The sequence below is a fragment of the Aeromonas sp. 61P genome (genome assembly GCF_051919545.1).
Classification (GTDB): domain Bacteria; phylum Pseudomonadota; class Gammaproteobacteria; order Enterobacterales; family Aeromonadaceae; genus Aeromonas; species Aeromonas veronii.
In genome coordinates this window covers 2,028,405-2,050,886 of record NZ_JBQBEL010000001.1, presented here as the reverse complement: position 1 = coordinate 2,050,886, position 22,482 = coordinate 2,028,405, and the positions used below count along the sequence as shown (strand labels likewise).

At 60.6% G+C, this 22,482-nt stretch carries 20 protein-coding genes, 1 tRNA gene and 2 pseudogenes; 12 read left to right on the top strand and 11 right to left on the bottom strand.

All coding sequences use genetic code 11. The features are described 5' to 3' along the window. Window positions 1-14: 14 nt before the first annotated feature. Entirely contained in the window at window positions 15-1,187 is a 1,173-nt protein-coding gene (locus tag ACTG2O_RS09920; RefSeq protein ID WP_439975680.1) for an MFS transporter, read from the bottom strand. A 182-nt stretch (window positions 1,188-1,369) separates the two neighbouring features. Here ACTG2O_RS09920 and ACTG2O_RS09915 point away from each other — a divergent pair. Both ACTG2O_RS09915 and ACTG2O_RS09910 read left to right on the top strand, forming a co-directional pair. Further along, window positions 1,370-2,514, top strand: a pseudogene (locus ACTG2O_RS09915) (MalY/PatB family protein). Between the two features lie 81 nt (window positions 2,515-2,595). Further along, window positions 2,596-4,020, top strand: coding sequence for a TAXI family TRAP transporter solute-binding subunit (locus ACTG2O_RS09910; protein WP_439975679.1), 1,425 nt, complete (start codon window positions 2,596-2,598; stop codon window positions 4,018-4,020). Window positions 4,021-4,144: 124 nt separating this feature from the next. On the opposite strand, the gene ACTG2O_RS09905 is transcribed toward ACTG2O_RS09910, so the two are convergent. Then, complete coding sequence (locus ACTG2O_RS09905) at window positions 4,145-5,059, bottom strand: LysR family transcriptional regulator (RefSeq protein WP_317103681.1); 915 nt, start codon at window positions 5,057-5,059, stop codon at window positions 4,145-4,147. Between the two features lie 170 nt (window positions 5,060-5,229). Between ACTG2O_RS09905 and ACTG2O_RS09900 the strand changes: the two genes are divergently transcribed. From ACTG2O_RS09900 to ACTG2O_RS09890, 3 genes are all read left to right on the top strand, one after another. After that, the gene (locus ACTG2O_RS09900; RefSeq protein WP_005347796.1) at window positions 5,230-6,486 is read left to right on the top strand and encodes an adenylosuccinate synthetase; all 1,257 of its coding nucleotides are present in this window, start codon (window positions 5,230-5,232) and stop codon (window positions 6,484-6,486) included. Between the two features lie 196 nt (window positions 6,487-6,682). Then, window positions 6,683-7,219, top strand: coding sequence for a YbhB/YbcL family Raf kinase inhibitor-like protein (locus ACTG2O_RS09895; protein ID WP_439975678.1), 537 nt, complete (start codon window positions 6,683-6,685; stop codon window positions 7,217-7,219). A gap of 11 nt (window positions 7,220-7,230) precedes the next feature. Beyond that, window positions 7,231-8,031 (top strand): helix-turn-helix transcriptional regulator, encoded by an 801-nt coding sequence (locus ACTG2O_RS09890; protein WP_019445688.1) that lies wholly within the window; start codon window positions 7,231-7,233, stop codon window positions 8,029-8,031. 168 nt (window positions 8,032-8,199) lie between these two features. Here ACTG2O_RS09890 and ACTG2O_RS09885 read toward each other — a convergent pair whose 3' ends face one another. From ACTG2O_RS09885 to ACTG2O_RS09875, 3 genes are all read right to left on the bottom strand, one after another. Further along, window positions 8,200-8,751: a hemerythrin domain-containing protein gene (locus ACTG2O_RS09885; protein WP_005362195.1), complete on the bottom strand. Its 552-nt coding sequence runs from the start codon at window positions 8,749-8,751 to the stop codon at window positions 8,200-8,202. Window positions 8,752-8,821: 70 nt separating this feature from the next. Next, window positions 8,822-9,499, bottom strand: coding sequence for a uracil-DNA glycosylase (gene ung / locus ACTG2O_RS09880; RefSeq protein ID WP_005353881.1), 678 nt, complete (start codon window positions 9,497-9,499; stop codon window positions 8,822-8,824). Beyond that, the gene (locus ACTG2O_RS09875; protein ID WP_439975677.1) at window positions 9,493-10,308 is read right to left on the bottom strand and encodes a substrate-binding periplasmic protein; all 816 of its coding nucleotides are present in this window, start codon (window positions 10,306-10,308) and stop codon (window positions 9,493-9,495) included. Before ACTG2O_RS09875 ends, ung begins: the two co-directional genes overlap by 7 nt. A 367-nt stretch (window positions 10,309-10,675) precedes the next feature. Here ACTG2O_RS09875 and grcA point away from each other — a divergent pair, with 367 nt between their 5' ends. Next, entirely contained in the window at window positions 10,676-11,056 is a 381-nt protein-coding gene (gene grcA, locus ACTG2O_RS09870; RefSeq protein ID WP_005334936.1) for an autonomous glycyl radical cofactor GrcA, read from the top strand. A gap of 149 nt (window positions 11,057-11,205) precedes the next feature. Here the strand turns inward: grcA and kdsA are convergent, their stop codons facing one another. From kdsA to hemA, 6 genes are all read right to left on the bottom strand, one after another. Further along, the gene (gene kdsA, locus ACTG2O_RS09865; protein WP_005334937.1) at window positions 11,206-12,060 is read right to left on the bottom strand and encodes a 3-deoxy-8-phosphooctulonate synthase; all 855 of its coding nucleotides are present in this window, start codon (window positions 12,058-12,060) and stop codon (window positions 11,206-11,208) included. Window positions 12,061-12,157: 97 nt separating this feature from the next. Then, a complete protein-coding gene (locus tag ACTG2O_RS09860; protein ID WP_005334938.1) occupies window positions 12,158-12,958 on the bottom strand; it encodes a SirB1 family protein in 801 nt (266 codons plus the stop codon). A gap of 12 nt (window positions 12,959-12,970) precedes the next feature. Next, on the bottom strand, window positions 12,971-13,354 hold the full coding sequence (locus ACTG2O_RS09855; protein WP_005362206.1) for a SirB2 family protein: 384 nt from the start codon (window positions 13,352-13,354) through the stop codon (window positions 12,971-12,973). 56 nt (window positions 13,355-13,410) lie between these two features. Beyond that, window positions 13,411-14,262 carry a peptide chain release factor N(5)-glutamine methyltransferase gene (gene prmC / locus ACTG2O_RS09850; protein WP_439975676.1) on the bottom strand — a complete coding sequence of 284 codons (852 nt, stop codon included), beginning with the start codon at window positions 14,260-14,262 and terminating at the stop codon, window positions 13,411-13,413. 61 nt (window positions 14,263-14,323) lie between these two features. Next, entirely contained in the window at window positions 14,324-15,412 is a 1,089-nt protein-coding gene (gene prfA, locus ACTG2O_RS09845) for a peptide chain release factor 1 (RefSeq protein WP_005353897.1), read from the bottom strand. Between the two features lie 51 nt (window positions 15,413-15,463). Then, window positions 15,464-16,723, bottom strand: a complete 1,260-nt coding sequence (hemA, locus tag ACTG2O_RS09840; RefSeq protein ID WP_075114940.1) for a glutamyl-tRNA reductase — start codon at window positions 16,721-16,723, stop codon at window positions 15,464-15,466. Between the two features lie 126 nt (window positions 16,724-16,849). On the opposite strand from hemA, the gene lolB reads away from it, so the two are divergent. From lolB to pth, 6 genes and pseudogenes are all read left to right on the top strand, one after another. Beyond that, the gene (gene lolB, locus ACTG2O_RS09835) at window positions 16,850-17,428 is read left to right on the top strand and encodes a lipoprotein insertase outer membrane protein LolB (RefSeq protein ID WP_005353907.1); all 579 of its coding nucleotides are present in this window, start codon (window positions 16,850-16,852) and stop codon (window positions 17,426-17,428) included. After that, window positions 17,428-18,298, top strand: a pseudogene (gene ispE, locus ACTG2O_RS09830) (4-(cytidine 5'-diphospho)-2-C-methyl-D-erythritol kinase). The gene lolB and the pseudogene ispE overlap by 1 nt, the downstream one beginning before the upstream one ends. Beyond that, window positions 18,278-18,352: transfer RNA gene (locus ACTG2O_RS09825), tRNA-Gln, on the top strand. Before ispE ends, ACTG2O_RS09825 begins: the two are co-directional and overlap by 21 nt. A gap of 189 nt (window positions 18,353-18,541) precedes the next feature. After that, window positions 18,542-19,489, top strand: a complete 948-nt coding sequence (locus ACTG2O_RS09820) for a ribose-phosphate pyrophosphokinase (RefSeq protein ID WP_005343846.1) — start codon at window positions 18,542-18,544, stop codon at window positions 19,487-19,489. Between the two features lie 116 nt (window positions 19,490-19,605). Beyond that, window positions 19,606-21,594, top strand: coding sequence for a bifunctional metallophosphatase/5'-nucleotidase (locus tag ACTG2O_RS09815; RefSeq protein ID WP_439975675.1), 1,989 nt, complete (start codon window positions 19,606-19,608; stop codon window positions 21,592-21,594). 218 nt (window positions 21,595-21,812) lie between these two features. After that, a complete protein-coding gene (pth, locus tag ACTG2O_RS09810) occupies window positions 21,813-22,409 on the top strand; it encodes an aminoacyl-tRNA hydrolase (protein WP_058059203.1) in 597 nt (198 codons plus the stop codon). Window positions 22,410-22,482 lie beyond the last annotated feature (73 nt).

Below are 22,482 nucleotides of genomic sequence, written 5' to 3'. Positions count from 1 at the left end.
CAGCCAGCTCCCCGTCAGACGTTGGGCACCCGCCAGCTGGCGGCCAGTGCCACCAGTGCCAATCCCAGCGCCACCATAAAGACCCCGTGGAAACTCCACACCTCCGCCACCACACCGGCGATGGCCCCTGCCATGATGGAGCCGGTGCGGATGCTGTTGGCAAACAGGGTGGTCGCCACCCCGGCTCGCCCCGGCATCAGATCCTGAAAGTAGGACATGCCGATCCCCGCCACGATACCGATGAAGATGGCGTTGAACAGCTGCAAGGCGATCAGGGCGTATTGGTCGGTGAGGGTCACCAGACCTGTGTAAAAGGCCGCGCCAGCCAGCACCGCCAGCAACATCATGGGGCGCTTGCCAAAGCGCGCCGTGTAGTAACCCGCCAGCAGCATGAAGGGGATCTCCAGCGCCGCTGCCGTGCCCATCAGGATACCGGCAAGCTTCTCATCCATCCCGAGCTCCCGGGTGATGTAGAGCGGCATATTGATGAGGTACATGCTGTTGCAGGTCCACATCAGGGTGGAGGCGATAAAGAGTGCCCGCACCGCCGGATCCCGCCAGCTGCTGACCCGCTCTGTCTCTTCAGCCATCTTGGGCAGCGGCAGCGAGGGCAGCCAGCGCCACACCACCAGGGCACAGAGCAGATAGGCCAGTGCCGAGGCCAAGTACATCAGCTCGAAGCCGTAGCCGATGGCCAGCGCGAAGGCGATGGGCGGGCCTATGACCCAGGCCAGCGAAAACTGGGCCCGCATCACCGAGCTGAACATGTCCGCCCGCCGGTTGCGGCTGTCGGAATACTCCCGCGCCAGCGCAAACAGCTGGGGACTGGCCGTGGCCGCCAGTGCCGCCAGCATCACCCCCAGACTCGCCAGCAGCCAGTAGTTGCGGTTCCAGGCAAACAGCAAGGAGAGCGCCACCCCGGCAAAGCAGCAGCGCAGGATCAGTCGCTTGCGATCCCCCTTGTTGTCGGAGCGATGGCCCAGCCACTGGCTGACCAGAATGCCCACCACAGCGTTGATGGTATAGAAGAGTCCGACCAGAAAGGGGCGCACCTGCACCTCTTCGGACAGAAACAGACTTAAGGTAGGCACCTGCAGTGCCACCGCGACGCCGGTCATAAAGGTCACGGCAAGAAACGAAAGAGAGACGGGGTCCGGGCGTTTGACCGCCGCTATCGACAAGCTCATAGGGTTACCACTGATTGGAAGGACGATACGGGCTAACGGGCGGCAGCCGTATGAAAATTCGGCGCCTATCTTATGTCACTATCAAGAGCGGGCTCAAGGATGGCATAAGCAGGTGTGCGCCTTGCGAGGGAGGCCGCGACCCCGTAGAGTGAAAGCCCATCCTGCCAGCACAAGGAGTTCGCATGTTTGATTTTGATCAGGAAGTAGACCGCAGTGGCACCATGAGCCTGAAATGGGACAAGTACAAGGGTCAGGATGTGCTGCCCATGTGGGTTGCCGATACCGACTTTGTCTCCCCCCGTCCGTGATTGAGGCGTTGACCAAACGGGTCGCCCACGGCATTTTCGGCTATTCACGCCCCTCGCCGCGCCTGATCGAACTCATTATCGAACGGATGGCGACCCGCTATGGCTGGGCAATCGAGCCCGAATGGCTGGTGTTCCTGCCCGGCGTGGTGCCGGGGCTCAACCTTGCCTGCAAGGCGTGGAGCCAGCATGGCCGCGGTATCATCACCCCCAAGCCGGTCTATTACCCTTTCCTGCAGGCGCCGGGCTTCAATGATCGTCCCCTGCTCACCGTGCCGATGATTGAGGAAGCCGGTCGCTGGGTGCTGGATCTTGAAGAGCTGGAGCGTCAGGCCCCCGCCGCAGATCTGCTGCTGCTCTGCAACCCCCACAACCCGGGCGGCACCATCTTCACCCGTGACGAGCTGCTGGCCATCGATGCCATCGCCGCGCGCCACAATCTGGTGATCTGCTCCGATGAAATCCACTGCGATCTGCTGCTGGATAAAAACGCCCGCCACATTCCCTACGGCGCCATCAGTGCACAAGCAGCCGAGCGCTGCGCGGTGATGATGGCCCCGAGCAAGACTTTCAATATCGCCGGTCTCTGCTGCTCCTTCGCCATTATCCCCAACCCCCGTCTGCGCTTCAGGCTACAGCAGGCGATGCGCGGCATCAGCGCCGACGTCAACCTGCTGGGCTTTGTCGCCGCCGAAGCGGCCTATGAGGGGGGCGAACAGTGGCTGACCGAGCAACTCGACTATCTGACAGCCAATCTGGCCCTGATCCAGCAAGCGGTTACCCGCTGGCCCGGCGTCAAGCTGGCCAGTCATCAGGCGACGTATCTGGCCTGGATCGATGTGAGCGCCCTTGGCCTTGCCGATCCCATCGCCTTCTTCGAGCAGGCCGGCGTTGGTCTCTCCCCCGGCGCCCAGTTTGGCGACGGTCAGTTCGTGCGGCTCAACTTCGGCTGCACCAGGGCACGGCTGACCGACGCGCTGGCGCGGATGGAGCGGGCAATCCTCAACCACAACAAGCCCTGATCAGCCAGCAACGGGATGGGCAAGCCCCATCCCTTTTTCCCTGTGTCATCAGCCAGCGGTCAACTCAGTCAACGGTCAATTATGTCTCTACGGATCTTGCATCACCTTCTGCTCCCCCTCTGTGCACTCTCTGCGCTGCTCCCCTTTGGCAGCCAGGCGCTGACTATCGGAACGGGCCCGCTCAACGGGGTCTACTACCCGACCGGTGGCGCCATCTGCCGGGTGCTCAATGCCGGCCATGCCCTGCATGGGGACAGCTGCACCGTGCAGAGCACCCGTGGCTCGATGGCCAACCTCAAGGCACTCGACGAGGGGGACGTACAGCTGGCGCTGGTACAATCCGATGTGTTGCACCACGCCCTGCACGGCACCGGCCCCTTCAGCGGGCAGGGGGCCAACAATGAGCTGCGCAGCCTGTTTCGCCTCTATCAGGAGTCGTTGACCCTGCTGGCCGCCCCCAATAGCGACATCACCACCCTGGCAGATATCGAAGGGAAGCGGGTCTATCCGGGCAACAAGGGCGCCGGTGAGCAGATCACCAGCCAGGCCCTGATGGCGGCCATGGGATGGCAACCCGGGCAGTTTGCTGCCTATCAACTCAAGTCGGACAGCGAACCGCTGGAAGGGCTGTGCGATGGCTCGCTGGATGCCGCTTTTGTGGTAGCCGGTCACCCCAGTCTGGCGGTCGGCGATCTGATCAGCCGCTGCAAGGTGCGCCTCATCCCCATCGAAGGGGAGCAGATCGACACGCTGCTCAAACAACACCCCTACTACCAGCGCAGCCGCATCACCGCCAACCTCTATCCGGGACAGACCACCGCCATCAACAATATCGGGATGAGTGCCGAACTGGTGGCGCTGGCCAGCCTGCCGGACCCCATCGTCCGTACCGTGCGCGATACCCTGCTGGCCCGGGTCAAGCAGTTCAGCCGGCTGCATCCCGCCCTGAGCAAGGTGACCCCCGAGCAGTTGCAGGCCCACACCGAGCTGCCCCTCCATGCGGGAATGTCGGCTCAACCGCGTGCTCCCTTGTCACTGACTCCCGAGCAGTTAACAGCGGAACAGCTGACACCGGAGCCGTTCACACCAGCGCCATCGGCCTCGGAGACGGTGCCCACGACAGAGCAGGTGAGCGCCGCCAACGGGACGACTGCGCCCATTGAGGCGCCCTCCGACGCGACTGCCACCAGCAGTGCCGCCGTGGCGACAGAAGCCACAGAGGTTAATCCCTTGCCCGAAGAGGCGCTCGAGATCACCCCCGAGCTCACTGCCACGCCGACCACCGAGGATGAGAGCGTGTCCCCTTCGGCCGCAGCGTCAACGGCGCCAGCACCATCGGCTGCCATTTCGACTCAATGGCCACAAAGCGCCTCTGCGGCAACTTCGCCGCAAGAGCAGGCAACCCAGCCTGCCAGCAGCGCGGTTGCTGACGAAACCCCACCGCAGGATAAAACCGATACACTGCCCTCCCCTGCCACCAGCGCAGCCACACAGCTGCAGCACTGAGTGGTCAGCGCCAACAAATGCATCAGGGCAGCTTCTGCTGCCCTGATTGTTTACGCGCGTTCGATAGTGACGCAATTGAGAGCGGCACAGTCACCCCGATAGGCCTGCTCACCTTGCCGCCCCGCTACGGCTCTATCACCCGGGTCAGATAGGGATTGGGCTTCTGGATCTCCTCCTCAACCCAGTGCAGCAACTGCTTGATGGCCCGCGACAACACCTGATTCTGGCGCACCACGTAGCCCAGACTGGTACCAGGAAAGTCGCTCAGGCTGGTGACCGGCGCGGTGAGGTTGAGGCGCGGATGCAGGGAGAAGTCTGGCACGATGGCGACACCAAAGCCCGCCTCGGCCCAATCGAGCTGGGCGTCCACGCTGCCCACCTCCATGATGCGGCAGGGGGGCAAGGCCAGCAGCGGCAGGGACGGGTCGATCAACGCCCGGGTGCGGGTGTCGTGACCGAGCAGGATCAGGGTCGGCTCGTCGAGGGGGTCGCTCTCTCCCGCCAGCGCCCGTGCCTGCCAGCGGGCAAGGCCGTGACCCAGCGCGCACCAGGTCACCTGTTGCAGCTCGGTATAGAAGAGTGGCTCACTGCGCTTTTGCGCCATCACGAAGCCCAGATCCGCCTTGCCCGCCTTGACCAGCTCGGCCGCCTGATCCGAAGTGGTGTTGAACAGGGTAAGGTCGATGCCGGGGAACTCCCGCTTGAAGCGCTGGAACGGCTGGATCAGCAGCAGGCGGGAGATGATGTCGCTGGCGGCGATGGCCAGCGTCCCCTGGCTGAGCTGGTTGAGGGCATTGAGATCGGACTGGCAGAGCTGCAGCTCGGCAATGGTGCGCTCGGCGCTTTGCAGCAGCCGCTCCCCCGCCTGCGTCAGGCGAAACGGACTGCGCTCGATCAGCCGCACCCGGGTCGCCTGCTCCAGCCGCTTGATATGCAGGCTGACATTGGGTTGGGTCATGTGCAGCTCGGTGGCGGTCTGGCCAAAATGTTGCAATCGGGCCAGGGTGACAAAGGTTTGCAGCCAGTGAATATCCAGCATAAGAGTCCCTCAACCCGCGATGTGCGGGGCTTGCCAGGCAAAATCGGACGGTTTGCCGTTTAATTGGTCATAATTATATGATTCTCTTATAGGAATTATAAAGATAATTAATTTTTCTAATCCGCATCAGGCTCCTAGGATGGACGCCTAACGTCTTAGGAGAAAGAGTCATGTCGTCTATCGTAGTCGTAGGTGCTAACTGGGGTGATGAAGGCAAAGGCCGCATCGTGGATTATCTGGCAGGTCAAGCTGGCGCCAGCATTCGCTTCCAGGGCGGCAACAACGCTGGCCACACCGTGGTCAACGACCTTGGCACCTTCAAACTGCACCAGGTTCCGAGTGGCGTATTCAACCCGGATTGCCTGGTTGTCCTCGGCCCGGGCATGGTGATCAGCCCCGAGAAACTGACCGTCGAGCTCGAGGAAGTCAAAGCCTCCGGCGTGACTCCGAAGCTGGCCATCTCTGACCGCGCAACCCTCTGCCTGCCGCTGCACGCACTGGAAGATACCCTGGAAGAGCAACGTCTGGGTGACGGCGCCTATGGCTCCACCCGTCAGGGCATCGCCCCTGCCTACGGCGATCGCGTCATGAAAAAAGCGATCCTGGTCGGCTGGCTGAAACAGCCGGACGTGCTGGTCGAGCGCATCCAGTTCATGCTGGACTGGAAACTGCCGCAGATGAAGGCTATCTACCCCTCTTTCGAATTCACCCAGACTGCCCAAGAGATGGCCGACTGGCTGCTGGAAGTCTCTGCACCCTGGATCGACGCCGTCTGCAACGTCAGCATGCCGCTCAAAGCGCTGCAGGCAGAAGGCAAGACCCTGCTGTTCGAAGCCCAGCTGGGCGCTGGCCGTGACCTGATCTACGGCGAATACCCCTGGGTGACCTCCTCCCACGTATCCGGCGCCTACGCCGGTATCGGTGGCGGTCTGCCGGGTCTGCGCCCGGAGCGCGTCATCGCTGTGGCCAAGGCATTCAGCTCCTCTGTCGGTACCGGCACCCTGCTGACCGCCATGGAGAACCAGGACGAGTTCCGCAAGATCACCAATGAGTTCGGCGCTACCACTGGCCGTCCCCGTGATGTCGGTTACTTCGACGCCGTCGCCACCAAGAACGGTGTCGAGCTGCAAGCCGCCACCGAAGTGGCTCTGACCAAGCTGGACTGCCTGACCGGTCTGCCGGATCTGAAGATCTGCGTAGCCTACGAAGGTGCCCACACCGAGAACCCGATTTGGCCGCAAACCGCAGCCCTGAAGCCGGTTTACGAGCAGATGGAAAGCTGGAGCGAAGACATCACCGGTTGCCGCACCTTCGAAGAGCTGCCGCGCGCTGCCCAGCAGTACGTGCTGCGCATCGAAGAGCTGCTCGGCGTACCGGTTCCGATGGTTTCCGTCGGCCCGGGCCGTGACGAGATGATCCTGCGCTAAGCCGCATTTCTCATCGTCAAACAAAAAACCGGCATCCCTGATGCCGGTTTTTTTATGGCTGCTGTTTACCTTCTTGCCATAAAACCACCAAAAGGCTCAATTAACTCACCAATCGACCTCACATTGAGCCGTTCTGCAATATTATTTTGCCCTGCTCTCGCTAAAGTGAACCCGTTACCACACGAGGAGTCACCCGATGAAATTGCTAAAACAGAGTGCCCTGTTGCCACTGCTCTGCCTGACGGCCATGCCAGCCTTTGCCATGACCCTGAAGAGCACAGATATTCACGAAGGCCAGCTGATGGACAAACAGTTCAGCTTCAACGGCTTTGGCTGCAGCGGCGACAACCACTCGCCCCAACTTAGCTGGCAGGATCTGCCGGCAGGCACCAAGAGTGTTGCCATCACCGCCTATGACCCCGATGCCCCCACCGGCAGCGGTTGGTGGCACTGGCTGGTGGTTAACCTGCCTGCCACCCAGAGCGAACTGGCCAGCAATGCCTCCGGCAAGCTCATGCAGGGATTGGAGATCCGCACCGACTTTGGCAGCCAGGGTTACGGCGGCCCCTGCCCGCCCGCTGGTCACGGCATGCACCGCTATCAGTTCACCGCCTGGGCCCTGTCCCATGATCTAGAGGTGAAGGCTGATACCCCGCCGGCTATGGTAGGCTACATGCTCAACAGCATGGCGCTCGGCAAGGCCACCCTGACCGCCACCTTCGTCACCCCCTAGGAGCCAACCGGATGAGCACTCCCCTGCTGCAACAGAGCCACTATCTCGGGATCCGCCAGCAGCCCCTGCACCGGGTGCTCATCTACGCCCCGACCCTCATCTGGGTCACCCAGGGGAGCAAGCAACTGTGGTGGCGCGAGCGACGTCTGTCGTTTGACAGGGAGCGGTGGCTGCTGATCCCGGCAGGCCACCAGCTCACCTTCGTCAATCAGCCGGAGCAGGGCAAATTTCGCTCCCACGCCATCACACTGCTGACTCCACCACCGCCGGAGTGGCTGGCCGAGTCAGCCCCTTCCCACGCCGATCTGGAGGAACCCGCCGTCAAGGTCACCCCCGGGCTCGCCTTCTGCTTTGAACTCATCAGCACCATGGCCGAACGGGGACTGAGCGAAGCAACACAGGCCGAACTGCTGCGCGGCTTCTATGCCGAGCTGCGGGCCGCCAACGCCCTCGGATTGCTCTTTCCCGCCAGCACCATGACCCTCGCAGAGCGGCTGGCACGCTACCTGGCGGTGGAACCCGGCATCGACCACACCCTGGAGGCGGTGGCCCCCCACTTCTCCATGAGCCGCGCCTCCATGGTGCGCAAGCTGGCCGCCGAAGGTCGCAGCTTTCGCCAGTTGCTGGCCCAGGTACGCATGAGCCACGCCCTCAACCTGTTGCAACAGGGCCTGACCCCGCTGGAAGTCGCCCTCGCCTGCGGTTATGACTCCCCCAGTCGCTTTGCCGCCCGCTTCAAACAGGAGTTCGGCCTGACGCCCCACCAATACCTGCACACCTGCCCATCCACCCTGCTCAGTCACGCCAGATAGTCGATAAGTAACTTCTCCGAAGAGAGTTGCTGCCAGCAGTTGTATATCCTTGGGCTGCGCAATGGATGGCAACATCCATAATGCAAAAGGCCTCCGGATGGAGGCCTTTCTGTTTTCACTCAAGTTGCACTCACACAATACCTGCCACGCGGCGGGTACGGGCTCGTCTTAGCCGTTCGTGAGTGGCAAAGATAGGCGTTTGGCCAGTGCCTGAAAGTGCTGGCTCACCTCAGCCCCGAACAGGGGGTCGCCAATGGCGCGGTTCTGCCAGTTTTGCTCCAGATGACGCCAGTCATCCTCGGTCAGGGAGTCACGCAGATGGGGGAAGATCACCCCCTCTTCATAGTTCATGTGCGCCTCTTGCAGTTCCACGAAGCGCTCCAGCTTGGTGGTGAACTGATCGAGGGGGATCACAGCATCCATCAGGATCATCTCCACCATCTCCTTGAGATCGGCCCCGGCCTCCAGCAGCTTGACGTGCTCCTCCTGCAGGCGGTTGGCGACCTCACCCTCCACCACCCGATATTTCAGGTAGTAGTCATAGATGAGGTCTTCCTTGGGATGGTGGTACTTGTCAGAGACCTCCCGCAGGTAGTCGATGACATCGCGCACCAGAAAATAGCTGATGGGCTCTTCGGCACGAATGGCTGCCAGCTTGTGCTTGAGCAGCTCCAAAAGTCGGGCGATGTTGAGATGATCCTTGTGCAGACTGGATAACATGGGCACTCCTTGGCTCTGAATTAATCTTATGTCCCTGAGTATACGGTCATTTGTCGCCCGAACTTTGCACTCAATCAAGTGGGATGCAGACAGATTTCCACTCTATCGGACTCTTGCCCTGTTGTTCCAGCAAGCGATTGGTCTCGCTAAAGTGACCGCAACCGATGAAACCGCGGTGGGCAGAGAGTGGGCTCGGGTGCGGCGCGGTCAGCACATAGTGGCGCTGGCGGTCGATGAAACGTCCCTTCTTCTGGGCGTGGGCGCCCCACAGCAGGAACACCACCCCCTGACAACTGGCATTGATCTGCTCGATGACCCGATCGGTAAAGGTCTCCCATCCCAGATGGGCGTGGGAATGGGCCTGACCGGCCTGCACCGTCAGAACAGTGTTGAGCAGCAAGACACCTTGTTTGGCCCAGGATTCGAGAAAGCCGTGATTGGGTGTGACGAAACCTGGCAGGTCACGCTGCATCTCTTTATAGATGTTGACCAGTGAGGGAGGCGTACGCACGCCGGGCAGAACGGAGAAGCAGAGACCGTGCGCCTGATTGGGGCCGTGGTAGGGATCCTGCCCCAGGATCACCACCTTGACCTGATCCAGCTCGGTCAGCTTGAAGGCATTGAACACATCGGTAGCTGGCGGGTAGATCACCTTGCCCGCTTCCCGCTCGGCTCTGACAGTTGCCAGCGTACTCTTGAAATAGTCCTGCTCTTTCTCAGAGCCAATCACATCACTCCAGGTCAGCACCCCGGCCTCCTCACTTGATACGGCGAAGGGCTCAGGATAGGGGGCCAGCCCGCAAGACGCAACCGTGGCTCACGCTTTCCAGAGCCTGCGAGGCGCCCCGAGCGCTCCAGCTTGCGCAGGCCGCTATTGAACAGCAGCATCAGACGGCGCGCCTCGGGATCGGCTTTGCGCATCAGCAGGTATCCCGGTTGCGACCAGATGGGGTCGGCGGCACCGGTCAGTGACAGCGATTGGGGATGACGAACGAGCGCCTGCTGGAACAGAGTCTGTGCCACCTGCTCATCCATCACCAGATAGTGGATCCGCCCGTCAAGCAGCTTGCCCATGCTCTCCTCATCGGAATCTGACCACTCGAGGGTAAGCCCGGCTTGGCGAGCGGCAAAACCATCGCCATAGAAATAGCCACGGGTCACCCCGACCGGCTCGTGTTTCAGCTCACCCAGATTGACCGCGGGCGTACCGGTCAGCGTCATCAGGCGAGTGGTGAAATGGCCGAGCGAGGCGGAGAGATAGAAAAGCTGCTCCCGCTCACGGGAGCGAAACCAGGGCATGGTGACCACATAGCGCCCCTCCAGAGTCAGTCGGTAAGCCTCGGCCCAGGAATAGAAGTGAAAGCTGACATCGAGCCCCTCTTCGGCAAAGGCCTGGCGCACCACCTCACAGAGAAAGCCCTGATTGGGCAGCGCCTCACTGATATAAGGTGGCCACTCGCCCACAGCAATACGCACCGTCTCGGCCCGTACCGCAACACTGCTTGCCCAGCAACAGAACAGGGCCAGCCATGCCCACTTTCGCCACCCATTATTCACCCGGCACTCTCCTCGCTTTTTTGCTGAGTTTAGCCAACCCCTCAATTAACCTCAGAAAAAGCCGAAAAGATGTAGTTAAATTACTAGATTAACGAGATAAAAGATGCATAATTTGGATATCTTACAAAATCAGAAAAATGACCTATTTTTGATTCAACTCAAGAATTTAATCCCATTGAAATGGCGCTTTGTCGGATTTTCTTGATCCAGATCAATTTTGGTAATATTACCACCGTGGTATATATGACCCCATCAAAGAAAAGGTGTAAGGCAAGGGCCCTTTAAGTCATCGCCATCGACGGTAGCTTAAATACATCAGGGTAATTTCCTTACAGTTGGATTCGCGTTCCCATTGAGGAGTCATACCATGATCAAAGGCATTCAAATCACCCAGGCCGCCAACACCGCTCTGCTGAACTCTTTCTGGCTGCTGGACGAAGAGAAGCAACAAGCTCGCTGCATCTGCGTCAAAGGCGATGCTTTCGCTGCCGATCAAGAAGTGCAACTGGCTGACCTGGGTCAGTTCGAATACCGCGAACTGCCGGTTCAGGCTGAGCCTGCTGTTGAAGGTGGCCAGCACCTGAACGTCAACGTGCTGCGTCGCGAAACTCTGGAAGATGCTATCGAAAACCCGGAGAAGTACCCGCAGCTGACCATCCGTGTATCTGGCTACGCAGTGCGTTTCAACGCCCTGACCCCGGAACAGCAGCGTGACGTGGTTACCCGTACTTTCACCCAGAGCCTGTAATCAGCGCCCTGCAGTGAAGAGCTGATACTCGCTGTATCGGCACAAAAAACGGCCAATCGGCCGTTTTTTTATGCGTGCTTGTCACCTCATCATTATCAAAAAAAGCCCCGCATTGCGGGGCATTTTCATCAGGCATGACAGCGTCGGGATCAGGCCGAAGTATCGAGGGGTTCGAAGCCCTTGATCAGGTCATCGATGGCCTTCATCTGTTTGAGGAAGCCTTCCAGCTTCTCCAGCGGCAGGGCACTCGGGCCATCGCAGCGGGCAATTTTCGGATCCGGGTGGGATTCGATAAAGAGACCGGCCAGACCGACCGCCATGCCGGCACGCGCCAGCTCGGTCACCTGCTCGCGACGACCACCGGAGGCCGCCCCCAACGGATCACGGCACTGCAGGGAGTGGGTCACGTCAAAGATCACCGGATAGCCACCGGTGCTCTTCTTCATCACGCCCAGACCCAGCATGTCCACCACCAGGTTGTCGTAGCCGAAGTTGGCACCGCGCTCGCACAGGATCAGCTGGTCGTTGCCGCACTCCTCGAACTTGTCGGTGATGTTCTTCATCTGGCTTGGGCTGAGGAACTGCGGCTTCTTGATGTTGATAACGTTGCCGGTGCGGGCCATGGCTTCCACCAGATCAGTCTGGCGCGCCAGGAAAGCGGGCAGCTGGATAACGTCCACCACCTCGGCGACAGGCTTGGCCTGATGGGGTTCGTGCAGATCGGAGATGACCGGCATGCCGAAGGTCGCTTTCAGCTCCTGGAAAATCTTCATCCCCTCTTCCAGACCCGGACCGCGGTAGGAGTGGATGGAGGAGCGGTTGGCCTTGTCCCAGCTCGCCTTGAACACGAACGGGATGCCCAGCTTGCTGGTCACTTCCACGTACTTCTCGCACACCGCCATCGCCATGTCGCGGGATTCCAGCACGTTCATGCCGCCAAACAGCACGAACGGTTTGTCGTTGGCAACGTCGATCTGGTTGATCTTGATATTCTTCTGTTCCATCTAAGACATCCTTAATAAAAGGGCCTGAAGCCTAGTTAATCCGTTGCGACCGGACGCAGCGGTCTTGATATTCTTCTGTTTCAGTTTCAAGCCGCCCTTAATGGAGGGGCTTGGGGCTCAGATCCAGCGCGGCCAGCTGCACTTTCAGCACATCGGCGACCGGATCGTCCGGGCATTGTTCAATAAAATATTCAAAATCGTCGGCGGCCTGGCGCGGGCAATCGAGCTGCTCGTAGATAAAGCCGCGATCCCGCGTCTCCAGCGGATCGCCGGGCTTCATCCGCAACAACAGCTCGCTGCAACGCAGCGCCTCGGGCATGCGGTCTTCCCGCAGCAGGGCCCCCTTGCTGACGTTGAGCAGCCGTTCGATGATCTCCCACTGGCCGGAGGGCTGCAGGTAGTCGGGGGTCAGGGTAGCCAAGTCCCCCAACGCACCGCGCAGCAGCAGCTCGATGCGGGCCAGGCTCAGCTCGTCGCCGGTAAAGGGGTCGACATAGACCTCCCCCTCGCCACCGGCAAAGCTCACCAGGAAGTGGCCGGGGAAGCAGATCCCCTCGACATCGAGACCGAGCTTGCGCCCCAGCTGGATGATGAGAATACCGAGGCTGACCGGGATCCCTTTGCGCTGAACCAGCACCTGATTGAGATCGCAGTTGTTGGCAGAGAAATAATCCTGCCAGTCGCCATGAAAACCGAGGCTGTGGTAGAAGCCCTGCAGCAACTGTTGGCGCACCTCGTCGCAGGTGCCCTCTTCGATCTGCTCATCCAGCCACTCGTCCAGCAGGTTCAACTCGCGCATCCCCTCCTCGACCGAGCCATAAATCTCGTCGCTGACTGACAACGCCAGCTCGGTGATGTCGTGGGCTTCGAAATCGGTCCATTCGTCTATGTGTAACATTCTCTTCATGCCTTAGCCGAACACACTCGTCTGTTTGAGCACTGCCAACTTGGCAATAAAGTAGATCCAGCCGAGCGCCCCCAGAAAGGAGCACCAGCGCACCAGATTGCTTTTGGCCAGCCGCAGCGCCATCGCCGCCAGAAATACCAGCACCAGAATGGCCATCAGCTTCTCGCTGAGCCAGGGCGTTCCGTTATTGAGCGGGTTGAGATCCAGCACCATGCAGAGCAATACGCCGGAGAGCACCACCAGACCGTTGAGCCAGCCGCTGACCTTCATCACCGGCGCGCTGTAGGCTCGGCCAGTGGCGGTCTGTACCCAGTAGAAACGGAGCATAAACATCAGCACGGCCCCGGCAATCAGGGTGAGGTGCAGGTGTTTGAGCACAAAAATCATATTCAATCCTTGCATGGGGGCGCACAGGCAACCCGCCGTGTAACAGTAAGGGGCTGTCAGCGCAGCGGGCAGAGGCCCAGCGTCACCCTGTCGTTATCCCCGTAATCACGCACCGTGGCTACCTCGCGGTAGCCGCCATCACGCAGCAACTGACGCACCGCCTCCCCCTGATCCCAGCCATGCTCCAGCAGCAACCAGCCGTCAGGCAACAGATAAGCGGGGGCATGGTCCACGATGTGGCGGATATCGGCCAGCCCGGCGTCATCGGCAACCAGCGCCGAGCGGGGTTCAAAGCGCACGTCACCCTGCTCGAGATGGGGATCGGCGCCATCAATATAGGGGGGATTGGAGACAATCACCGCAAAACGTGGCGTATTGTCGCGATCCGGCTCGCCAAGGGGCTCGAACCAGCTGCCGTCGCGCACCTCGATGGGCAATCCCAGCGCGGCGCTGTTCTCGCGGGCCAGCGCGGCAGCGTCCACCATCCGATCCACCGCCCATACATCGAGCTCGGGCCGCTCGGACTTGAGCGCCAGCGCGATGGCACCGGTGCCGGTGCCGAGATCCAGCACGGCGCAGGGCCCCTGCGGGATTCTGGTCAGCGCCTGCTCGACCAGCACCTCGGTATCGGGGCGCGGGATCAGGGTCGCCGAACTCACCTTGAGGGGCAGCGACCAGAACTCCCGCTCTCCAACGAGATGAGCAATGGGTTCGCCGTTGAGACGACGGACCAGCCACCCCTGCAGAGTGGCCTGCTGGACGGCATCCAGCTCACGCTCGGGCCAGGTCATCAGATAGCTGCGACGACACCCGAGCAGATGGCAGAGCAGTACATCGGCATCGGCGCGGGGGGATTCTCCCCCAGCCAGCACGGTCATGATATGGGCGCGGGCCTGCTGGATCTGCATCAGTGCCACTCCACCTTATGGGCACAACACTTAATGCGAGCTTGCCGGATCACCATTTGCATCAGTTGTTCTCGGCCAGCGAGGCGAGCTGATCGGCCTGATACTCCTGCACCAGCGGTGTGATGACGCAGTCCAGATCCCCTTCCAAAATTTCGGAGAGGCGGTACAGGGTCAGGTTGATGCGGTGCTCGGAGAGGCGGCCCTGCGGATAGTTGTAGGTGCGAATGCGCTCTGAGCGGTCGCCGGAGCCCACCAGATTGCGGCGGGTGCTCTGCTCGGCGGCGCGATGGCGCTCATCCTCGGCCGCCTGCAGGCGGGCAGAGAGTACCGACATCGCCTTGGCGCGGTTCTTGTGCTGGGAGCGCTCGTCCTGGCACTCCACCACCAGACCGGTCGGCAGGTGGGTGATGCGGATGGCCGAGTCGGTCTTGTTGACGTGCTGACCACCGGCACCAGAGGCGCGGAAGGTGTCGATCTTCAGATCGGAAGGGTTGATCTCGATCTGCTCGGCTTCCGGCACTTCCGGCAGCACGGCGACGGTACAGGCGGAGGTGTGCACCCGGCCCTGAGATTCGGTCTCCGGCACCCGCTGTACCCGGTGACCACCGGATTCAAACTTGAGGCGGCCATAGACCCGCTCGCCGTCGATCTTGGCGATGACCTCCTTGTAGCCACCGTATTCACCGTCGTTGCAGCTGACGATGGAGACGCGCCAGCCCTGACGCTCGGCAAACCGTGAATACATGCGGAACAGGTCACCGGCAAAGATGGCCGCTTCGTCGCCACCGGCACCGGCGCGGATCTCCAGATAGCAGTTGTTGTCATCCTTGGGATCCTTGGGCAGCAACATCAGTTGCAGCTCCTGCTCCAGCGCCTCCAGATTGGCCTTGGCCAGCGGCAGCTCCTCCTGCGCCATTTCGCGCAGGTCGGCATCATCCTCCTCCAGCATCATCTGGGTAGTCTCCAGATCATCCTGCGCCTGACGGTAACGCTGGAAGGCGTGAACGATATCTTCCAGCTGGGCATATTCGCGGGTCAGGGCGCGGTAGCGATCCTGATCCGAGACCACATCCGGCTCGCCGAGCATGGCCTGTACTTCTTCGTGGCGCTCGATGAGGCCTTCCAGCTTTCTGATCAGTGACGGATTCATAACTCTTGCATTCTCAATGGAGGACGGGACAACCGGCAGGTTGCCCGAAAATTATGGCTCTTGTGACAACCCCAGCGCCTGCCGCAAGCGGGAGAGCTCGCTCTGATCCCCCTGGGAGGCAGCCTGGCGCAACGCCTGGGTCGGCGCGTGGATCAATTTGTTGGTGAGGCGATGCGCCATCGCCTTGAGCGCCTGTTCGGCACTCTCGCCCTGCGCCAATGCCAGCAGGGCCCGTTGCAACTCTTCATCAGCCACTTGCTGTGACTGATGGCGGTAATCGCGAATGAGGTCGACCGAGCTCTGGCCGCGATACCAGCCCATAAACTCGTCGCGCTCTTCCTGCACGATCACTTCCGCCTGTGCGGCGGCCCGCTTACGGGTTTCGAGGTTCTGCTCGATGATCCCCTGCAAATCATCCACCGTGTAGAGATAGGCATCGGAGAGCTCATCAACTTCGGCTTCGATGTCGCGCGGCACGGCAATATCCACCAGAAACATGGGCTTGAAACGGCGGGCCTTCAGCGCGCGCTCCACCATCCCCTTGCCGATGATGGGTAAAGGACTGGCCGTCGAGCTGATGACAATATCCGCCTCGTGCAGATAGTCGGGGATCTCTTCGAGCGTCATCACCTGGGCGCCGAATTCGGCCGCCAGGGTCTGGGCGCGCTGCAGGGTGCGGTTGGCCACCATCATCTGGGTCACGTTCTGCTCGCGCAGATGACGGGCCACCAGTTCAATGGTCTCCCCCGCACCGACCAGCAGCACCTTGGTCTGGGAGAGATCGGAGAAGATCCGTCGACCCAGGCTGACGGCGGCAAAGGCCACCGACACGGCACTGGCGCCAATCTCGGTATCGGTACGCACCCGTTTGGCCACCGAGAAGGATTTCTGGAACAGCCGCTCCAGCGCCCCCTTCACCGACTCCGCCTGCTGGGCATGGGCGTAGGATTGCTTGATCTGCCCCAGGATCTGCGGCTCCCCCAACACCAGCGAGTCGAGCCCGCACGCCACCCGCATCAGGTGGCGCACCGCCTCTTCATCGTGATGCTGATAGATGGCAGTGACCAGTTCGGCCGCGTCCAGCCCGTGGAACTGCTGCAGCCAGCGCAGCACTTGCTCCTGCCGCTCCTCCTCCAGATTGCAATAGAGTTCGGTTCGGTTGCAGGTGGAGACGATCACCGCCTCGCTGACACCGGGTTGGCTCACCAGCTCACGCAAGGCGCGATCGATGCAGTCCGGGCCAAAGGCGACCCGTTCCCGCAAGGCGACACTGGCGGTGTTGTGGTTGATTCCGAGGGCAAGCAAACTCATGAGTGGGCGACGATCATTTCATACGCTGGGTGCAAAGGCTGCCAATTGTACGAGAAAGGGTAAGTCTTTAAAAGCAATACGGCCGCCCCGTATACTGTGGCAAATTCCTCTCTCTGGAGCCGTCTCTTGCTGCTACGTATTTTTACCCTCACCTGCCTGCTGTTGCTGGCCGGTTGTGCCACCACCCAGCCCCAGCGTGACCAGGTGAACTGGAACCAGGAGCGGACCCGTCTCGAGCAACTGACCCACTGGCAGCTATCCGGCAAGATGGCCATCATCACGCCACAGCAAAAGGGCAGCGCCCGTCTCAACTGGCAGCAGGATGGGGAGGATTATCGCCTCAACCTCACCAGCCTGATTGGCACCAGCATTCTGGAGCTCTCCCGCAGCAAGGGAGAGATCACCCTGCTCGACAGCGACGGCAATCGCCACCAGAGCCAGGATGCCGAAGCGCTCATCTATCAACTGACCGGCTGGAATATTCCGGTTGCGGGATTGCCAGAGTGGATTAAGGGGCTGCCGGGTCAGGCGGAGTTTGAACTCAACCCCGACAGCAGTCTGGCCAGCGTGCGCGACGGCCAGTGGCAGATCGTCTATGGCGATTATCGGGATCAGGATGGCTACCGCCTGCCACACCAGCTGACCATGACCGGCCAGAACAGCCGCCTCAAGCTTCAGATCAACCAATGGACTCTTGCACGTTAATGGCTTCCACACGCTGGCCGGCACCGGCCAAACTCAACCTGTTTCTACACGTCAATGGCCGTCGTCCCGATGGCTATCACGAGCTGCAGACCCTGTTTATCTTCCTCAACCACAGCGACTGGCTCGAGTTCGAGGTGATACCGAATAGCGACACACTCACCCTGAGCCCGGCCATTCCCGGGGTGCCGGATGAGCAGAATCTGATTATCCGGGCGGCGCGCCTGCTGCAAGCACACCTGCCGAGCCCGCAAGGTGCCCATATCCGGCTGGAGAAAGTGCTACCCATGGGGGGCGGTATTGGCGGCGGTTCGTCCGATGCAGCGACCACGCTGGTGGCGCTTAACCACCTCTGGCAGGCGGGTTTGAGTGAAGATGAACTGGCAGCGCTCGGCGTCCAGTTGGGGGCCGATGTGCCGGTGTTTGTCCGTGGCAAGGCGGCCTTTGCCGAAGGAGTGGGCGAGCGGCTGCAACCGGTCGAATTGCCCGATGCCTGGTATCTGGTGCTCAAGCCCGATTGCCATGTGGCGACCGCGGCCGTATTCCAGGATCCGGACCTGCCGAGAGCCACGCCGAAAATGGCGCTGGACAACTTGCTGGAAGGCGAGTGGAAAAACGATTGCGAATCACTGGTGAAAAAGCGCCACCCCGAGGTTGCCAATGCGCTCGGCTGGTTGCTAGAATACGCGCCGTCAAGAATGACGGGCACAGGAGCCTGCGTCTTTGCTCAATTTGAAGACGAAGTGACTGCTCGGGAAGTGTTGGCCTGCGTGCCGAAGGGACTTGATGGGTTTGTCGCCAAGGGCGAGAACATATCACCTCTCTTCTCCACATTGCAACAGTTCAAATGATTGGGGTATCGCCAAGCGGTAAGGCAGCGGGTTTTGATCTCGCCATTCCTAGGTTCGAATCCTAGTACCCCAGCCAATTTTACCGAACAGTATTGATGATGATTAACGTGGCCGGTTTTGCGCTCGGATTCGGGTTACCGGTATCATCACAATCATTGGGCAGCAGACACCTTGTACGTTATCTTGATAAATCGTTTGCCCCAAAACGATAGGGTCTGATTTCAGACTCCCCCACATACTGGATGCAACCCCGAGGTTTCAAACCGTGCCTGACATGAAGCTGTTTGCTGGTAACGCAACGCCGGAACTAGCCCAGAAGATCGCAGATCGCCTGTTTATCAAACTCGGCAATGCTGCCGTAGGTCGCTTTAGCGACGGCGAGATCAGCGTACAGATCAATGAGAATGTACGTGGTGGCGATATCTTCATCATTCAATCCACCTGTGCCCCGACCAACGACAATTTGATGGAATTGATCGTCATGGTGGATGCTCTGCGTCGTGCTTCAGCTGGCCGTATCACTGCCGTTATCCCCTACTTTGGTTATGCCCGTCAGGACCGCCGCGTCCGCTCCGCCCGTGTACCCATCACCGCCAAGGTTGTCGCTGACTTCCTCTCCAGCGTTGGTGTGGATCGCGTGCTGACCGTTGACCTGCATGCCGAGCAAATTCAAGGTTTCTTCGACGTTCCGGTAGACAACGTGTTCGGTAGCCCGGTGCTGCTGGAAGACATGAAGTCCAAGAACCTCGAGTCTCCTGTCGTCGTCTCCCCGGACATCGGTGGCGTCGTGCGTGCCCGCGCCATCGCCAAGCTGCTGGATGACACCGACATCGCCATCATCGACAAGCGCCGTCCCCGCCCGAACGTCTCCCAGGTCATGCACCTGATCGGTGACGTTGCCGGCCGCGACTGCATCATCGTTGATGACATGATCGACACCGGCGGCACCCTGTGCAAAGCCGCAGAGGCCCTGAAAGAGCGCGGTGCCAAGCGTGTATTCGCTTACGCCACTCACCCGGTCTTCTCCGGTTCTGCCGTTGAGAACATCAAGAACTCCGTGATCGATGAACTGATCATCACCGACTCCATCCCGCTCACTGCGGAGATGAAAGCGGTCGGCAAGGTCAAGCAGCTGACGCTGTCAACTGTACTGGCCGAAGCCATTCGTCGCATCAGCAACGAAGAGTCCATCTCTGCCATGTTTGAGCATTGATAGATTCAGCAATAACGAAAACCGCCATCAGGCGGTTTTCGTCTTTCTGGACCTTCTCTTTCCAACTTTCTGCTATCTGGTACGACCCTGCCCCCGGCAGGCTTAAGGATTTACCCATGAATTGCTTGCGTCCCCTCCTGCTCGCGACCCTCACCTCCGCCCTGTTCGCCTGTCAGCCCGCCAAAGAGAACCCGCCCTTCGTGCTGACCTTGGCTCACATGAACGACACCCACTCCCAGTTTGATCCGGTCAATGCGGAGATCAAAGGGCAGATCTTTGCCCAGAAGGGGGAGACGGACACCCTCTATACCCGCTTTGGCGGTTACCCGCGCCTGCTGACCATGGCGAAAGCCTATCAGGCCGAGGCGCTGGCCAAAAACCAGCCCTTGCTGCTGCTGCACGGCGGTGATGCCTGGCAGGGCAGTGGCTACTTCAAACTCAACGAGGGGATGGCCAACGCCGAGTTGCTGAGCCAGTTCGGCCTCGATGCCATGGCGCTGGGCAACCACGAGTTCGACCTGGATAATCAGAAGCTGGCCCGCTTCATCGAGGGGGTCAACTTCCCGGTGCTGGCCGCCAACCTCGACACCAAGGCCGATCCGGCACTCAGCAAGGCTGACAACCTCAAACCCTTCGTGGTCTACGCCTTTGACGGCAACCAGAAGAGCCCGGTCACCGATCTCGACAACCTGCCACAAGGCAAGCAGCTGGTCGCCGTCATAGGTCTGGTACTGGAAGACATGGGCAATATCGCCCCCAACGTCGGCAAGCTGCGCTTTGGCAAGGAGGTCGCCTCGGCTCAGGCCACGGTCGACATGCTGCAAGCCAAGGGGATCCATCAGATCGTGGCGCTCACCCACATCGGCAACGAGCGGGATCTGGCGCTGGCCGCCAAGGTAAACGGTCTCGATGCCATCGTCGGTGGCCACTCCCACAGCCTGCTCGGCGATTTTCGCAATATCGGCTGGGGCAAGACCGGCGATTACGCCAAGCTGGTGACCAATCCGGATGGCATCGGCAAAACCTGCGTGGTGCAGGCAGGCTCCTACGCCCAGGCCATCGGTCTGGCACAGGTGACCTTTGACAGCCAGGGTCAGGTGACCGACTGCCAGGGCCACAACAGCCTGCTGGCCAGCCGCGACTTCTTCGCCGATGCGGCGCGCAAGCAAGCGCTCGACGACGCCCGCAGCAAAGAGGCGAGCCAGTTTGTCGACAACCAGCCCAATCTGGTGACCGTGGATGAAGATCCGCGCCTGCGCGGCATCATCGACAGCCACTACAAACCGGCGCTGGAGAAAGCCTACGGGCCAGTGATCGGTACCATCCCCGAGCAACTGCAAAATGCCCGTCGCCCCGGCGACAACGGCAGCGACAGCCACGGCTCAGATGTAGCGCCGCTGGTTGCCGAAGGGGAATTCTACTGGGCCAATACCCCAGCAGTGCAAGATCTGACCGGCGGCCCGGTCGACTTCGCTCTGGTGGCGGTGGGCGGCGTGCGCGCCGAGCTGCCGGCCGGCGAGTGGCGCGAGGGGGACAGCTCCCTCACCCTGCTGCCGTTCAAAAACCAGCTCGCGGTGCTGACCCTGACCGGCGCCGAGGTGCGCGCCCTCTTGACCGAGACCATCACAGCCACCCTGCCCGCCAGCGCCCATGCCGGCAAGTTCCCCTATGGCGGCCACCTGCGTTACACCTTCCAGGAGACCGAGGCAGGCAAAGCGGGCACCCTGACCCAATTGCAGCGTAAGACCGCAAGCGGCGAGTGGCAGGATCTGGTGGATAGCCAGCGCTATCGGGTGGTGATGAACGCTTACAGCGCCAACGGCAACGATGGCTGGCAAGCACTGGCCAATGCCCAGCGTCAGAAGAGCGAGCGGGTCGATATCGCCAGCGTCAATGGCAAGCTGACCGCCTTCCCGGTGCTGAAGGTGGCACAAAACGGCGAGCTGCTGAGCGCCGTCTATGCCCCGGGCCAGCCCCTCGATTGCAAAGCCAGCGGCGTGGATTGCGGCACCGATGCAGCCTCTTTCGTGGAGTATGTGCGCGATGCCCGTCCCACCCTGACCGCACTGGATGAAGAGACCGTCACCCTGCTGCGTACCAAATAACGACGGTAGTCAACCGGGCACAATCCATCGGTAAACTGAAACGGGCCTCTTGCAAGAGGCCCGTTTGCCCACCGTTAGCCACCCATTGGCCGCAATAATGCTGCAAATCCCGCCATAACATGCGCATTGGTTGAGTGATCGCCACTCGGCGGCTAGAATATTGCGTCCTATTGCCCTGGGTAGTGTGCCCACGGCAGCTGCGAGTGAAGACATCAAGCGTGACAAGCGAAATCAAACTGATCGTCGGACTGGGCAACCCCGGCCCGGAATATGCCAAGACCCGCCACAATGCGGGCGCCTGGTATGTGGAGCAACTGGCCCGCTGGCACAATGTCAGCCTGCGTGAAGAACCCAAGTTCTTCGGCCATACTGCCCGCATCCTGGTCGAGGGGCAGGATGTGCGGCTGCTCATCCCGAACACCTATATGAACCTCTCTGGCAAGGCGGTGGCCGCACTGGCGCGTTTTTATCAGATTGAGCCGGAAGCGATTCTGGTGGCCCATGACGAACTGGATCTGCCGCCTGGCATCGCCAAGTTCAAGCAGGGTGGTGGTCACGGTGGCCATAACGGCCTCAAGGACATCATCGCCAAGATGGGCAACAACAATAACTTCTTCCGGCTGCGTCTCGGGATCGGCCATCCCGGCAGCAAAGAGCAGGTGGCTGGCTTCGTCCTGACCAAGGCCCCCAGCAGTGAACAGAACCTGATCGACGCCGCGCTGGACGAATCCCTGCGCGCCACCGACATCCTGTTCAAACAAGATATGACCAAGGCCATGAATCGCTTGCACAGCTTCAAGGCGGAAAAGGGTTAGGTCGGTTTGACCCTGTACGGGCATTGTGCCGGTACATGAGCAACGACCAGAACAAGCATGACATGGGCCGCCT

Coding starts and splice junctions, on each gene's coding strand:
- ACTG2O_RS09905 (WP_317103681.1), bottom strand. CDS start 5,059: ATGCTGGATATTCACTGGCTGCAAACCTTTGTCACCCTGGCCCGATTG.
- grcA (WP_005334936.1), top strand. CDS start 10,676: ATGATCAAAGGCATTCAAATCACCCAGGCCGCCAACACCGCTCTGCTG.
- hemA (WP_075114940.1), bottom strand. CDS start 16,723: ATGAGTTTGCTTGCCCTCGGAATCAACCACAACACCGCCAGTGTCGCC.
- prfA (WP_005353897.1), bottom strand. CDS start 15,412: ATGAATCCGTCACTGATCAGAAAGCTGGAAGGCCTCATCGAGCGCCAC.
- ACTG2O_RS09855 (WP_005362206.1), bottom strand. CDS start 13,354: ATGATTTTTGTGCTCAAACACCTGCACCTCACCCTGATTGCCGGGGCC.
- ACTG2O_RS09900 (WP_005347796.1), top strand. CDS start 5,230: ATGTCGTCTATCGTAGTCGTAGGTGCTAACTGGGGTGATGAAGGCAAA.
- ACTG2O_RS09920 (WP_439975680.1), bottom strand. CDS start 1,187: ATGAGCTTGTCGATAGCGGCGGTCAAACGCCCGGACCCCGTCTCTCTT.
- ACTG2O_RS09895 (WP_439975678.1), top strand. CDS start 6,683: ATGAAATTGCTAAAACAGAGTGCCCTGTTGCCACTGCTCTGCCTGACG.
- ACTG2O_RS09890 (WP_019445688.1), top strand. CDS start 7,231: ATGAGCACTCCCCTGCTGCAACAGAGCCACTATCTCGGGATCCGCCAG.
- kdsA (WP_005334937.1), bottom strand. CDS start 12,060: ATGGAACAGAAGAATATCAAGATCAACCAGATCGACGTTGCCAACGAC.
- ACTG2O_RS09860 (WP_005334938.1), bottom strand. CDS start 12,958: ATGTTACACATAGACGAATGGACCGATTTCGAAGCCCACGACATCACC.
- ACTG2O_RS09885 (WP_005362195.1), bottom strand. CDS start 8,751: ATGTTATCCAGTCTGCACAAGGATCATCTCAACATCGCCCGACTTTTG.
- ACTG2O_RS09815 (WP_439975675.1), top strand. CDS start 19,606: ATGAATTGCTTGCGTCCCCTCCTGCTCGCGACCCTCACCTCCGCCCTG.
- ACTG2O_RS09910 (WP_439975679.1), top strand. CDS start 2,596: ATGTCTCTACGGATCTTGCATCACCTTCTGCTCCCCCTCTGTGCACTC.
- prmC (WP_439975676.1), bottom strand. CDS start 14,262: ATGCAGATCCAGCAGGCCCGCGCCCATATCATGACCGTGCTGGCTGGG.